Raw genomic sequence first — 13,685 nt, 5'->3', positions numbered from 1 at the left:
GCGCCATGAAATCGAAAAATAAATCTGTACCCACAATAGCCCTGAATAAAAAAGCACGCCACGAATATTTTCTTGAAGATAAATTCGAAGCGGGGCTTGAACTCGAAGGCTGGGAAGTAAAAAGTATCCGCAACGGCAAGGTAAATATTGCCGATAGTTACGTGATCTTAAAAAACGGTGAAGCTTATTTGCTTGGCTCACAAATTCAGCCGCTACATCAGGCATCCAGCCATGTGGTTTGTGATCCAGATCGTACCCGTAAATTACTTCTGAAAAAGAAACAGCTAAGTGTTCTCTTCAGTAAGGTTGAGCGCGATGGCTATGCCATTGTAGCCACCGCGATGTATTGGAAAGGCCCGTGGATAAAGCTAGAAATTTACTTAGCCAAGGGTAAGAAAACCCATGACAAACGCGATACTGTGAAAGATCGTGATTGGGCTCGCGAAAAAGAACGTATGATGAAGCACAGCGTGCGTTAAAAACCACAGCCACAGTAGGTTTGTACGTTTTGCCATTGCCCCGAAGCACTGCATTGAGCACTGCCATTGCAGTGCCAAGGCCCCCCCATATTCGCACAACCAATGCCACTTTTCGTAACCGTTGCGGTATTTCCCGCCGCCGTAACAGCAAACACTAAATCAGTGAATGTTAACGGCTCGGTACCTTGAATCGGCTCTTGCACCTGAAAGCTCGGGCAGTTCGCTACTGTTCGTTGCCAATTCAGCATAATTGGCAAATCTTGCCATACATTCAGATCTTTACCATTACGCGCCCGCACCCTCGCCATTTGCTGCCAAGCTTCGCCCGGCGCTAGCTGTTTACTTACCGTGCATGTAGTATTTCCATTTTGCCGAGGCGCAACATTTTGTGGCGAGCATGCTCCATTTGCCCCACTTACATGAACTTCAAATTCGCAACCATGCACGCACTCATGGCCGCTAACCGCAATATTAGCCACAAAGTTCTCATTACTGTGTTCTTGATTACACCCTTGGCATTGCTGCAGTATCAGATTAGTGGGCTTTGGTGCTTCACACCAACGATTTTCATAAACACAGTTGTATAAATTCCGATAAAGAATATCCAGTTCATCATGCAGCGAATCGAGTGTTTGTGCATGTACCCCCCGCAGGGTAACAGCGCTGTTTACAACAACATTCTGGGCTGTGGCATTGTTACTGCTTGCCGTATTCACATCTAAAGTTTGTGCGTTCGCATGGTTCACCTGGCCAACAGAGAAAGTTACTTCGTTGGTTGTTAGATTACTAAGGTGTGCTCGTTCTGCGTTTAATGCATTTGCGCGCAAGTTTTGTGCATCCATATCACTTGCATACACACTGTTAGCAGTAGCATTAACTGCAGCCGCTTGGGTGAAACTCGAAATTAGCGAAGTGGTTTCTTGCATACGAATTTGCTGCTGTTGCCAAGCATCAACATTCAGCATGCTGTTAACATTCGCTATACCTGCGTGAACCCGCTGAGATGAACCAAGATCAGAATGAAATTGGTTGGTATCGAGCCTATTAGCAAGCAGCATTTTGCTTTCTACCTCAGCACTTTGTAGCGACGATGAAGTTAATGCTCCTGCCTTAATCTCTGAACTAGTGAGATTTGTTGCTTCGAAATTTTCAGCAAACAGTGATTGTATATCGCTAATGGCAAAGTTTTTCATTGCCAAATTCGTGTTCATGGCTGCAGTAGTATCCCCAACTCGTTGCAGCCAATTCGGATTAGTTTCTACTTCATCTTCTGCTATTCCCTCAGGCTCCGTAGCTAACCGTAACCATAGTTCGCTGCCATGCTGCCAACTTGCAGCCATGTAAGGTTGTACCCGCTTCACCCGATCTGCACTGCTGAGCCGAACCCGCAAGGCCGGTTCATTGCTCACCTGCAATTCAATATGTTCAACGTATTCGTACACAGCGTCCGGAAAAGGCTGTAGCGGCCAATGCCCGTATTTTTGGAAATAGCGCATAATACCCATGCGTGTTTGGTGCAAGGTTTCGATAATCAGCTCATCTTGCAACGCATATACTTTGCTTTGCTGATATACCTTTATGCCAAGCGCTGAACTAACCATCGCGATCAACAATAACAGCAAGGTAATAAGCCCATACCCCGCATGGCTCTTAAAGTGAAACACGATTCTGCCCTTGTAGATTCAACAAGGTATTGATGAACTCTAGATTATCATCAGAACCATACTGTTGGCCTTCAATTAACGTTAACGTAGCGAGCCTTAGGTGTGTTACCGCCAAATTATGCCGCGCTTCGCGCATATCGGGTTGATATTTTAGAGCCTTCTGGTAGGCATTTTTCGCCGCCTCAATGCGTTGTTCCCGTAAATGCACGTTGCCCAATAAGAACCAACTTTGTGCGTCTGCCTCGTTCACCTTTAGCAACTGCCGTAAGGCGCTTTCGGCACCCAGTAAATCACCATGCCGATAGCTCGAGATGGCCTGGTTTTCCCAACGCAATTGATCTTCAAATTGCAAACTTGGGCTTGTGGAACATCCTGATAGAAAACTGGTACTTAAACCTAGTAAGCCAATCAACACAACAACGACATATCTTTTCATGATTGTTGCTCCGTTTCTGGATTTTCGGCTGGCATATCTACTTGAATACCGGCTTGGTTTTGAATCTTTGGCTCTGAGCCACCTTCGGCCACATTCTTAAAACCGTGTTTGGCTAGCACCCCCGCAGGTAGCTCGATAACGCTTTGCGCATCAGCACGATAACGCCAACTTGACGGCTTCACCGACGTTTCAACATGCACGATTTCGTTTCGTTTATTTAACCAAATTAAATCAATATCGATATTCATAGCGAATGTATGAATACTCCGACAAGGGGTTAATAAAACCCCTAGAGCGCTGCCTCTCGCGTTCCACCCGAGTAAACGGTTCCAACCATTTGCGGCTACCTTTAGCTGGCCAATAAACTGATTTCCTCGGTTCCCTATACACACTAACGATGCTAATTCACCATGCCGCTGAACTTGTAGCTTCCACTCAATCATGTGTTTGCCCTCCCTGCATTCATAACATTAGATTTGCCACATTAACTTGCCTAAAATCACACCAATAAAAGGCAACATTGTTGCCGGAAAAATAAATACTATTAACGGTAACAACAAACGAACCGGCGCTTCTTGCGCACGCGTTTCAATTTCCTCTGCAATCTGTTGGCGCCTTACTTCGGCCTGATGGTTTAATAGTTCTGCAAGGCGGCCCCCATGGTGATTCGCTTGCACTAATAAACTTACAAACATTGCAATTTCTGCCCCCGGTAACGCTGCCCTTAGTTTTTGCAGAGCATCAGTTAAACTTTCACCCGTTCGCGTGCGCCGCAACACTTCACGAACCTCACACATCAGCGGGTTATTCGGCGAACCCGGAGTGCTCGCAATTCTTTGTAAGGCACTCATCAACGGATACCCTGCCGACAAGAGCATGGCTAGGGTTTCCATAAAACCAGATAACGCATATCGAGCTTGCTGTTGATAAGCTCGGCTCGAACGCCTTAGCCAAAAGCTTTGGAGAGTGTTTGACACGGCGCCTAAACTTTTAACTGACTCCGATTTTATTAACCTTGTGCGCAATATGATGGCGAAACAAGTACCCACACCCAAGGCAAAAAACATAATTAATAGAATGGGCTGATTCACAACGGCACCTCAATTTTTAACATTCGGTTTATCAACCAGTGCCCGGCAGCAAGCATACACAACATAATCATTGCTAATGCCCAACCTAAATATTGCGTGCTCAACTGCTGCATTACCTCACGCTCCATACCCCAGAGTACCGCGCATAATAAAAGCGGCAGCGCTGTCATTACTCGCCCTTGAATTCTACCTTGAGCACTTAAACTTAAAATTCGTTGCTGTAACTGCAGTTTTTTTCGCATACTTGCCGCTAAGCGCTCTAGTAATGGCGCTTGTTGCCCGCCGGTTTCATAGCCGAGCTTTAACGCTACCACGGTGCGATCAAGTTCCGTAGAGGGCATGCGCTGTTGTAAATCACAAAGAGCTGCAGCAAATGATTTCCCCAGCCGCAGCTGCCGGGTAACTAATGTCATTTCTTGTGCCAGTGGTATCGGCATTTCCCGCGCCAAAAACTGCAAGCCCACCTGTACGCTGCCACCAGCACGTAGAATATTTGCTAGCAATAACAAAGCATCCGGTAGTTGCCTTTGGAAATTGGCTTGCCTTCTATTTTTCAAAAATTGGTAAAATCGCCAGGGTCCAACAGCCATTACCAGCATGATACACAGCAGCCAAATCCACGGAGTAGCCAGTAATAAAAGCGATACGAACAGCAATATGAGAATAATTAACCAAGCAATAAGCAGTTGCCGCACCGGAACAAATAGAAATAGCTCGGTAAGGCTTTGTTGCATCCGATGTTCATAGGTATCGTGATAGTTATTGGCTATTTTTTGCAGCACTAACTGCAACAAATACACTAATGCTGTGCCGCTAACACCAACAAAAAATGCTACTACAAATATATCCATATATTTGCTCGTTTCTCTTATATTCGTTCTGCTTAGAGCCCATGCTTCGCTGAGCAAATGTTAAAAAGCCGATATTAGAAAGATACTGCACTTGCCTCGTTCAAAAGTGCCAGTATTTCATTGCGCTCAGTGGTTGCTAGCTTGTCAATAAACCGTGGTATCTGCCCTGTTACTTCGTGCTTTCTCGTAGCTGGGTTGTAACGCACTAATTCGGCAAGTTGCAGCACATCGCCATCACTGCCTTGCAGCTCAGCTAAACTTGTTACTACACGCCGGCCATCTGCCAATCGGCTAATCTGCACCAACAGTTTTACCGCACCCAAAATTTGTTGCCGAATCGCACTCATCGGAATTTCAATTCCGGCCATAAGCACCATAGTTTCTAATCGGCGCAATGCGTCTCTTGGGGTATTGGCATGCAATGTAGTGAGCGAGCCATCATGCCCAGTATTCATTGCTTGCAGCATATCTAAACTTTCACCGGCTCTACATTCACCAACAACAATGCGATCTGGCCTCATTCGTAAGGCGTTTATTACCAACTGACGAATGCTGATTAAGCCTTCACCCTCTTGGTTCGCCGGGCGAGCCTCCAAACGTACAAGGTTTTCATGTTGTAATTGCAGCTCCGCCGCATCTTCTATGGTGATAATGCGTTCATGTTCAGGAATAAAATCAGCAAGAATATTCAATAATGTGGTTTTTCCGCTTCCGGTACCGCCGCAAATCAACATGTTTTGCCGACAACCCACAGCCACTTCAAGTAGTTTTGCTAATACCAAACTAACACTGCCTGATGCTTGTAAATCAGCCATCGTTAACCGATTAATCGCAAACTTTCTAATCGTTAAGCAAGCGCCATCAACTGCTAATGGCGGAATCACCGCATTAACTCGTGAGCCATTAGCTAACCGGGCATCAACCATCGGTGCACTATCATCGATACGCCTTCCCAACGGGGTAACAATACGCTCAATAACGCGGCGCACTGCTTGCTCATCGCGAAACCGATAATTACTCGCGTATAAGTTACCGGCTCGCTCAACAAACAATTGATCAAATCGATTCAGCATGATTTCTGTTACTTCTGGATCTCGCAATAAGCTTTCCAAAGGCCCGAGCCCAACCAAATCATCAATAGCTCGTTGTATTAATGCCTCTTCATCGACACTCTGCAGCGCTATCGATTCTCTTTGTAACTGGCTGCGAATAGCGCTCGCCACTACATCGCGAAGTTCGGAATCGGATAATAAGTCGATGTCGGTATGGTGAATATTTAACGAACTTAAAGTGTTCTCCAGCAAGCGGTTGTAACGCGTTCGTTCGATTTCTGCAAAGTTAGTAATATTCATGGCTTAATCCTTACTAAAATCAAGCATACCGCTGCATCCAAGCGCAGAAAAAGCTCGCCAAAATTGCTCTTGCTTAGCCAATTTTTCGTTGTTGCGAATGCGTTGCTTGTGTAAATCTCGCGGTGTTATAAATACCACTAGCTCAGTTTCATGCGATTGTTGGTCACGGTTTGCTAGTAAGCGCCCTACACCGCTCCCCATTCCCGGTAATCCAGAATGCAGCTCACTATCTTCTTGGCTCACTAATCCAGCAATTACCAACGTTTCACCCTCCGCCACGGTAACCATAGTTTCCGTTCGCCGAGTTCGTAACCCCGGAACCCCCTGAACGGCTACGCCATGATCAGGTTGGCTTAACTCGCTTATCACTTGCGTACGGATACGGCCATCGGCAAGTTTTTCCGGCGCTACTCGCAGGTAGATACCATAGTTTTTAAAATCAACCTGAGTGGCACCTTGCAGCGTGATTTGCGGAATAGGTATTTCGCCACCCGCCAAGAACTCTGCGCTTTCGCCACTTTCAACCCGAAGTTTTGGCGTGGCAAGTACTCTACCTTCACCCCGTTCTTGCATCATTTGTAAGGTGCTGGCGAAGCTTGTCGCCCAACCTAAATAACCATATTGTCCAGCAGGTAAGTTGTTCAGCAGTGCTTCTTGCCCTGGAACCGTGTTCATCGCAGTTTCACCAATAGCCCGAAAAGTACCACCCCCCTGCCAATCGCTGATAATGCCGAATGCTGGCCCTGCCATGCTTTGTTGCCAACGTAATCCTAGCTGCCGCAACGACCGCCGATTAATTTCATATACCTTCATCTCTAATTCCAAGGTGGCAACTTCTGCTGCAATCATCCGCACTTGAGAAATGTTGATTATCGGAAAATCGGCTCGCAACTGCTGCAGGCTTTCTAATTGAGGTTGATCAACGTACCCATGCAACATAGGCTGTCCATACTGCCAAACCAGGTGCAGCGATTCATTCTCATTCACAACCTTAGCCAATAAGGCTCTGAGTATCGGATCGGGTTCGGCATAAACCTGAACCCGAACGCGCTCGCGGCTGCCATCTTCTAACCACCAAAGCACATCTGTTTGCCCCGTTTGCAGCGCCATAATCATTAATTCGCGCTCATTAATTATGCGGGCCTCGGCTACCTCTGGCTTGGCTATCGCAACCCTAGTTATGTTTTGCGCGGTCGCCATCACCTCGGTGCTGCCGATACTTAAAGCATAGTGGCCAGTTTCTCGTTCAGCCGTTTCTTGTTCAGCCCTTGCCTCCTCGGCGACAGCATTAGGCAACGCTAGTAGCAAACAGATCCACATCAAAAAATTCATAACTATTCTTTGCTGCATAGTTAAGCTCATCATAATGACAACACTCCGGTAATGTTCGCTTGACCGGGCGTAATTATTTCAATTTCAGCAGGCCCTTTTAATTGGCTTAGCTGCAAGGAATCATTGTGGTTGCGAAGGATTGGCCACAATGCCTGTTTATCAGATAACTGGCGTAGCAATAGATAGTGTTCAAGCGGGATCGCGAGGGTAATTTGCTGGTAATCATTGCGGCCCGAGCCGCTTGCAACAACCTGACCTGAACCCGAAAAACCAGAACTCAAACTTTGCGAACGCAGAGCCGCCTGCGATTTGGTTACGTTGCCTGTGGCAATTACCTCAGCGCGTTCAAGCATAAGTTGTGCATTACCGTGAGAATGCGTATAGAGATCGAGTACATCGCCAGCTTTCAGCAACCCTGCGTGTTGTTGCAACGAGTTTATGGGCATTGAAAACGGCACCATTCCGGGTGCGAGAGTTCCGGCAAAACTAGAGATATCTTGCGGTTGCAGGTGCACCCATTGAATTGGCTTGCCGGCGTATATTTGTGCCTTCAGATCAGCGCGAATACGTTGGCCAACTAGTTTATTCGCATCGGCAGGATGAATCGCATCACCCGGCAAGCTAATTTCATCAAGATCTCGGGCACGCAAGTGCTCAGTTTGAATTACCATTCCCGCGGTTAACGGCACCGTGGATACAATAACCGGTTTGTGCGCATTAGCTTGCTCTATTCGCTGTGCCTGATGGCTATCCTCTACTTCTTGCACATAACGAAACAGCAGCACAGCTGATACCACAGCGCAGATCAAGCCAATAACAAACGGTAAAACCAGTTCCTTTAATAATTTCCCTTTTAACACCGCAGTTCCCTCTGCTATTTTGATTAATACTTAAGCTATTTTTCAGTGATACGAGTAACAAATACGCGGCCATCACTTTGCAGCCACCCCGCCATTGAAACTTTTTCAGCGTGGCTCTCTTTTGCTAAAACAAAGCTTCCTGCATAAAGATCATTTAACGATATCCGCCACTCAGCACCTTGCGCACTCGCAACCGCCTGCCGATAAAGATTCACAACCGTATCTTGCGTAATCCAGGATTCAACTTGATAACCATCACCCGTATAAATTGAAACTGGAACTGCGTTAATATTACCCTTTTCATCTCGCACTTTTTGATAAGGGAGTTGCTCATCAAGATAGGCTTCCGACCAAAACATCCCTTCTGCCGCAATATAAATTGAAAGCAAATAATTAGAACCCACACAACTTACCTGTTTCGCCTCAGTTTGAAATATGGTGCAACCTTCCACCTGCTGCAAAACCTGCTTAAGTTCCGCATAGGGCATTCGCGCAGGCCATATATTGGTTACAAAACTAGCCAATTGCACGCGGCTATGCTGTTCCAACACAACATGATGCTTATTCAAAAACCTCGGTTCTATTACCGCTAAATTGGCCGCCTCGCCGCCTAAAAGTAACGTATAAAGCAGCACCATCATTAGCAAAACTCTCCTGCGTCCATGCATACTGAGCCGTTCGGCACCACATCAATATCCACAAACCCTAAGCGCAGTTGCGATGGCGCAAACTCGCGCGCAAATGGTAGTATTGAAACCAACGATTGCACATGGTTAAAGCCGATTTGTTGTAAATAGTGTGAAGTTGTTAACGCTTGGGGGCGGCCAATCAGTTCGTGAAGATGCTTAGGTGCCCAGCCATCACTGAGGCGCAAATAACTTAACCACGGCAAGGGTTCTGATTCTTCGCTAACGTACTGTAAGCTCGCCGAATACAATGTTTTTAAGGGGAGAGAGAAACCACTTTGCCAATCGAGTAAACGCCATAAAGGGCGCATACCAGCGGCAAATGCATAAGAATCGCTTAGGTTAGATTCTAACTTATACCCATCACCTATTTGCAGCTCAAATTTATCCTCGTAATCCTGGATATCCCACTGCTCTATGCCCGCATAATCGCGTAATGGCGCTTGCTGCATATGCATCGCTAATATTTGCTGCCCCGCATACCGCTGTTGCAACCGTTCATAAAATTCGGGAATTGCCCAAAGTAATAGCATACCTAATACGCTTATTAGCAATGTAAGCTCAATTAAAGCTTGTCCATAAGCTCGTTTCATAACTGTGCTCCGATTAACTTCCGTTCGATTTCGGTTATCGTTTTTGGCCGAACTTGCCACAAAGCATTGTGTAAGTTTGCGCGCTCATCTCGCCCATCTAAGCGCGGCCAGAAACGTATTGGCCGTTGAAAATACAACTCGACTCGGCCAACGTCCCAAAGGCGAGCTTCGCCTAGCTCATCGCCTTTCTCTCGCACCACCAGCGTTATCTGTGGCAATTTGCCATTTTCTTGCAGGCGAAAATAAGCTGGTGCTCTGTGTTTCAGAGGAAATCTATATCCCTTTGGCACCGTTGCCCGCGATGTTGTCCAATTCAATTGGTAACTATCGCCAAAGCCTTCTGTGCGCCTGCTACTAGGCAACCGTTGTGTTAGGTAACTAGCGCCCCCACCGATAGGTATATAAGCGTTGGTAATCCATAAATCTAAGTGCAATTGGTGGGTATCGAGTGATTGCCAAACTACATCACCAGCCCTATTTAAACTAATTTCCGAGCCACCTGCGCGGTGCACTTCAGCATTAAAAACATTCACCCAGCGATAGGTTCGCCGTTGGCTGAATGGATCTCGAGAATCACTTACCATACGCACGTAATCTTCTTGTGAGGCAACGCTACGGCTGTGTTTTTGCATGCGTAACCAAAGGTTTTCGGCATCAAGTAAGGTTTGGTGATTTAAAAAACTAACCTCCAAATCTTTTTCGCTGCCTTCTACGATATCTATTGCCGTTGCAATACTGCTCAGCCATGCCGCCTGATGAAACGCCCACTGAAACCCTGATAGCCCTTTTATCACCGTTTGTTGCAATGCAATCGCACTCTCAACACCCACGCGCATTGGTTGGCGGAGCTGGTTTAGCACTCGAGCTATGTGCAACGTGACGTTATTAACATAAGGGATCCAGGCCGAAAACATCGCAATATTTGTACTAGTCTCGCGAGTCATCTCATACCAAGTGTGCAAACCAATAATTTGCCCAATCGCCATTTCGTTAGCCAACATGGCTCGATTACTAATAGCTTTTAGATTTAAATCACGCGCTGCAATCACCCCCAAAGCCTCAGCTGCATAATGGGCAACCTGCTCTATTTCCGTTTGTTTTTGCGCTTGCTGCGCCAACCCAACTATTCGCAGTAAGGCAAACGCCAAGCCCGCAACAAGAAGTGCAGCAAGCAACAAATAGATGCCCTGCTGAGATTTATTAACCGCCGGAGTTTGTAGCTTCATCGTAATTACTCAAGCTGTAATCTTGATTCGCCCGCGCTGCGGCACTATCTGCAGCAGCTGCTGCATCACGAACTTGAGAAGTGCTTGATTGGCCGGATATTTCTTGCGCTACGCCAGCCATTTGATTGCGAACAGTTTTACCAAAAAAAGAATAAACACCGATAGCTGCAACCACAACTAATGCGAGCACAACAATGTACTCTGTCATGCCTTGGCCTTGTTGGTATTTTCGCAATTTTTGATAGCGCTGACATGTTTGCTTCGAAGATTTTTTCTCCAAAGAGAATGGAGCGAAGTTTGCTTTGAACATTGTGCCCTCCCTGAGCCTTATGCTTCCTTACTCATAGCAACAAAGGTTGCCTTGATTTCGAAAGCATAGCCGCAAGAAATGCACTAGAAAAGTAGCGGGGGTATTTTTACTCTATTGCCAAATATTTATGTAATTGCACCGATAAGCGCCAATTCCGCTCGCGGCACACTTTGATAGCCAGCTCTGTGGCTCGTGGGCGTTGGCTGATAGGCTGCAAACAAATAACGGCATTCGCTTTTGCGGGTTTTTCTGCCAGTAAGGCATCGAATGCTTTGATATGCTTTTCCATGGCTACTGGATACTTCACTTCATCAGCACGTTGCATTGCGCTCGCTAAAACTGGATAACCGCCAGGCATATCAAGTTTCGGCGATACCGTTACCCAAGTTGATGCACTGGTTAGTATCTCGAATGTTCCGCTAGTTTCGATTTGTAGCTGATAACCAAGAGGTTCAAAAGCTTTCGCCAACGGGCGTAAATCATACATACACGGCTCTCCGCCGGTAATAACGATATGCTTTGCAGTGAACCCGAGGTTTCTTATTTGTTCCAAGATTTCGGCCGCTGATAATTCACCATAACGCTCATCAGGCCCGGTTTTAGCAATGATTTCACCGAAGTTAACGGAGTTTTCAGTAGTTTTAGCCCACGTATGCTGGGTATCACACCATGGGCAACCTACCGGGCAGCCTTGTAAGCGTAAAAATACCGCAGGTACACCAGTGTATAAACCTTCACCTTGGATTGTTTCAAACAGCTCATTTACCGGGTATTGCATTGCCTTGGGCTTCCTGTGTTACTTCTGTATCAGCGGATATTAGGGTAAGATCATTGAACAACGCACATTATAGCAAAACCATAAACGAAATAGTGATTGGAGTTTTAAAGCACCATGAAACAAACAACAGCAGAAAACGATCAAGCAAATACGAGCAATATTGCCGTGGTGATTTATTCCGGCGGCATGGATTCTTTTACCGTGCTAAACCGTGCTATTGCTGATGGTTTTAATGTGTATGCTCTTTCGTTTAATTATGGCCAGCGCCACAGCAAAGAGCTCGATTACGCGGCGAACGTATGCAAAAAGCTAGGTATTCCGCACAAAATCGTAGATATTCGCGCAATTAACACGCTGTTAGCCGGTTCTTCGCTTACTTCTGATATATCAGTGCCCGATGCGGAATACGCAGAGGCAAATATGCAATCTACCGTGGTGCCAAACCGCAACATGATTTTACTTTCCTTGGCTATCGGCTATGCCGTATCTATCGATGCTGATGAGGTTTATTACGGCGCTCATGCTGGTGATCATGATATTTATCCAGATTGCCGCCCAGAATTTGTGGAAGCGATGAATACTGTCAGCCAACTTGCCAATTACAAAGCTATTCCGGTGCGTTCGCCATACTTACACAGCAGTAAAGGCGATATTCTTGCTGATGGTATTCGCATGAACCTTGATTACGCAGAAACATGGACATGCTATAACGGCCGCGAGCGAGCTTGTGGTAAGTGCAGTGCTTGCCGTGAGCGTTTAGCCGCTTTTGCCGCCCACGGGTTAACAGATCCATTAGCCTACGAAGATACATTGCCCTAACAACAGTAGGCCCATTTATTCTTAGCCGGTAAACATTTCTAACAATTTCTGAGCATTCTTCCAGCGTTGGCTACCCTTCACATCAGCAAGTGTGGTGAAGCGGCTTTTGCCCTGCAAAACCTTGATTGCATCGCGGCTGGGTTCAGGAAATGTTACATCGGCTAACACTGCCCGCGCGGCACTTTGATCATTGCAAACTAACAACAAATCACAACCTGCTGCTAACGCCTTTTCGGCTCGCTCTTGCACAGTTCCAGCAACGGTAGCGCCAGCCATTAGTAAATCATCGCTAATAATCACACCTTGGAATTGAAACTGCTCACGAAGTACTTTTTGCAACCAAAACTCTGAGAAACCTGCTGGCTCAGGCGCTACTTTTGGGTAAATTACGTGAGCCGGCATTACCGCCTGAATGTTTTGTGCCAATTGCGCAAACACGGAACCATCATTTTCAAGAATTTCCGCAAGGGAACGATCGTCTACCGGAATATCGATGTGAGAATCGGCTACTACAGTACCGTGCCCAGGAAAATGCTTACCTGTTGCCCGCATACCCGCTTCGTGCATGCCGCGAATAAAAGCGTTCGCCAACCACACAATATCTTTCGGGTTATCAGCAAATGCGCGATCGCCTATAACTTGGCTTGGCCCATGAATATCCAACACCGGTGCAAAGCTGTGATCCACACCACACGCAAGCAATTCGCTGGCCATTAGCCAACCCATTTCTCGTGCCAATGCGGCTTGCTGTGCTTCGGTTTTTGCTACTTCCTGAATGTGCCCCATCGCTGGTATAGCTGAAAATCCCTTACGGAAACGCTGCACACGCCCACCTTCATGGTCAACCGTGATCAGAATATCGCGCTTCGCCGTATCTTTTATATCAGCTGTAAGCTCCGCCAGCTGCTCTGGGTTCTCGTAGTTTCGAGTAAACAGAATGACACCAGCAACCGCTGGATGAGCCAACAACTCACGATCTTCTGCGGTTAAATGAGTGCCAGCGACATCGAGAATTAATGCAGACATAGAGCGCTTATTCCTTTTGCAAGTAGTTTTGAGTAGCAACCAATACGATACCGTATTGTATATTGAATTTCTGCTTCTCGAAGCAGTAAATAGCATGTAAAACAATAGAAAAGTAAAGTTCGTTGAATGTTTTCAACGAAAGCATTCCAAATTAACAAAAATGTAACTATGCTAGAAACATA

16 protein-coding genes are annotated in these 13,685 nt (G+C 46.3%); 2 read left to right on the top strand and 14 right to left on the bottom strand.

All coding sequences use genetic code 11. From position 1 onward, the window contains the following. The first annotated feature begins 5 nt into the window (after positions 1-5). The gene (gene smpB, locus A28LD_RS00910; protein WP_007419169.1) at positions 6-479 is read left to right on the top strand and encodes an SsrA-binding protein SmpB; all 474 of its coding nucleotides are present in this window, start codon (positions 6-8) and stop codon (positions 477-479) included. On the opposite strand, the gene A28LD_RS00905 is transcribed toward smpB, so the two are convergent. The 13 genes from A28LD_RS00905 to queE form a co-directional block, all read right to left on the bottom strand. Next, positions 476-2,143 (bottom strand): hypothetical protein, encoded by a 1,668-nt coding sequence (locus A28LD_RS00905; RefSeq protein WP_007419168.1) that lies wholly within the window; start codon positions 2,141-2,143, stop codon positions 476-478. The genes smpB and A28LD_RS00905 overlap by 4 nt on opposite strands. Beyond that, the gene (locus A28LD_RS00900) at positions 2,130-2,579 is read right to left on the bottom strand and encodes a tetratricopeptide repeat protein (RefSeq protein WP_007419167.1); all 450 of its coding nucleotides are present in this window, start codon (positions 2,577-2,579) and stop codon (positions 2,130-2,132) included. Before A28LD_RS00900 ends, A28LD_RS00905 begins: the two co-directional genes overlap by 14 nt. Then, the gene (locus A28LD_RS11785; RefSeq protein ID WP_007419166.1) at positions 2,576-3,022 is read right to left on the bottom strand and encodes a DUF192 domain-containing protein; all 447 of its coding nucleotides are present in this window, start codon (positions 3,020-3,022) and stop codon (positions 2,576-2,578) included. Before A28LD_RS11785 ends, A28LD_RS00900 begins: the two co-directional genes overlap by 4 nt. A gap of 27 nt (positions 3,023-3,049) precedes the next feature. Beyond that, complete coding sequence (locus A28LD_RS11780) at positions 3,050-3,556, bottom strand: type II secretion system F family protein (protein ID WP_158091776.1); 507 nt, start codon at positions 3,554-3,556, stop codon at positions 3,050-3,052. Between the two features lie 110 nt (positions 3,557-3,666). After that, positions 3,667-4,521: a type II secretion system F family protein gene (locus A28LD_RS00885; RefSeq protein ID WP_007419164.1), complete on the bottom strand. Its 855-nt coding sequence runs from the start codon at positions 4,519-4,521 to the stop codon at positions 3,667-3,669. A gap of 74 nt (positions 4,522-4,595) precedes the next feature. Further along, positions 4,596-5,873: a CpaF family protein gene (locus tag A28LD_RS00880; protein ID WP_007419163.1), complete on the bottom strand. Its 1,278-nt coding sequence runs from the start codon at positions 5,871-5,873 to the stop codon at positions 4,596-4,598. Between the two features lie 3 nt (positions 5,874-5,876). After that, positions 5,877-7,205 (bottom strand): type II and III secretion system protein family protein, encoded by a 1,329-nt coding sequence (locus A28LD_RS11775; protein ID WP_158091775.1) that lies wholly within the window; start codon positions 7,203-7,205, stop codon positions 5,877-5,879. 29 nt (positions 7,206-7,234) lie between these two features. Then, a complete protein-coding gene (gene cpaB / locus A28LD_RS00870) occupies positions 7,235-8,065 on the bottom strand; it encodes a Flp pilus assembly protein CpaB (RefSeq protein ID WP_007419161.1) in 831 nt (276 codons plus the stop codon). Positions 8,066-8,100: 35 nt separating this feature from the next. Beyond that, entirely contained in the window at positions 8,101-8,706 is a 606-nt protein-coding gene (locus A28LD_RS00865) for a hypothetical protein (protein ID WP_007419160.1), read from the bottom strand. Beyond that, on the bottom strand, positions 8,706-9,344 hold the full coding sequence (locus tag A28LD_RS00860) for a pilus assembly FimT family protein (protein WP_007419159.1): 639 nt from the start codon (positions 9,342-9,344) through the stop codon (positions 8,706-8,708). The genes A28LD_RS00865 and A28LD_RS00860 overlap by 1 nt, the downstream gene beginning before the upstream one ends. Then, on the bottom strand, positions 9,341-10,570 hold the full coding sequence (locus A28LD_RS00855; RefSeq protein ID WP_007419158.1) for a hypothetical protein: 1,230 nt from the start codon (positions 10,568-10,570) through the stop codon (positions 9,341-9,343). Before A28LD_RS00855 ends, A28LD_RS00860 begins: the two co-directional genes overlap by 4 nt. Next, positions 10,545-10,880: a hypothetical protein gene (locus A28LD_RS00850; RefSeq protein WP_007419157.1), complete on the bottom strand. Its 336-nt coding sequence runs from the start codon at positions 10,878-10,880 to the stop codon at positions 10,545-10,547. The genes A28LD_RS00855 and A28LD_RS00850 overlap by 26 nt, the downstream gene beginning before the upstream one ends. Positions 10,881-10,986: 106 nt before the next feature. Further along, complete coding sequence (gene queE / locus A28LD_RS00845) at positions 10,987-11,658, bottom strand: 7-carboxy-7-deazaguanine synthase QueE (RefSeq protein ID WP_007419156.1); 672 nt, start codon at positions 11,656-11,658, stop codon at positions 10,987-10,989. Between the two features lie 114 nt (positions 11,659-11,772). Here queE and queC point away from each other — a divergent pair, with 114 nt between their 5' ends. Continuing rightward, positions 11,773-12,477 carry a 7-cyano-7-deazaguanine synthase QueC gene (gene queC / locus A28LD_RS00840; RefSeq protein WP_007419155.1) on the top strand — a complete coding sequence of 235 codons (705 nt, stop codon included), beginning with the start codon at positions 11,773-11,775 and terminating at the stop codon, positions 12,475-12,477. 21 nt (positions 12,478-12,498) lie between these two features. Here queC and nagZ read toward each other — a convergent pair whose 3' ends face one another. Beyond that, the gene (gene nagZ, locus A28LD_RS00835; RefSeq protein WP_007419154.1) at positions 12,499-13,503 is read right to left on the bottom strand and encodes a beta-N-acetylhexosaminidase; all 1,005 of its coding nucleotides are present in this window, start codon (positions 13,501-13,503) and stop codon (positions 12,499-12,501) included. Positions 13,504-13,685: the final 182 nt, after the last annotated feature.

The organism is Idiomarina sp. A28L (genome assembly GCF_000218785.1).
Taxonomy (GTDB): Bacteria; Pseudomonadota; Gammaproteobacteria; order Enterobacterales; family Alteromonadaceae; genus Aliidiomarina.
This window is presented reverse-complemented; position numbering and strand designations above follow the sequence as displayed.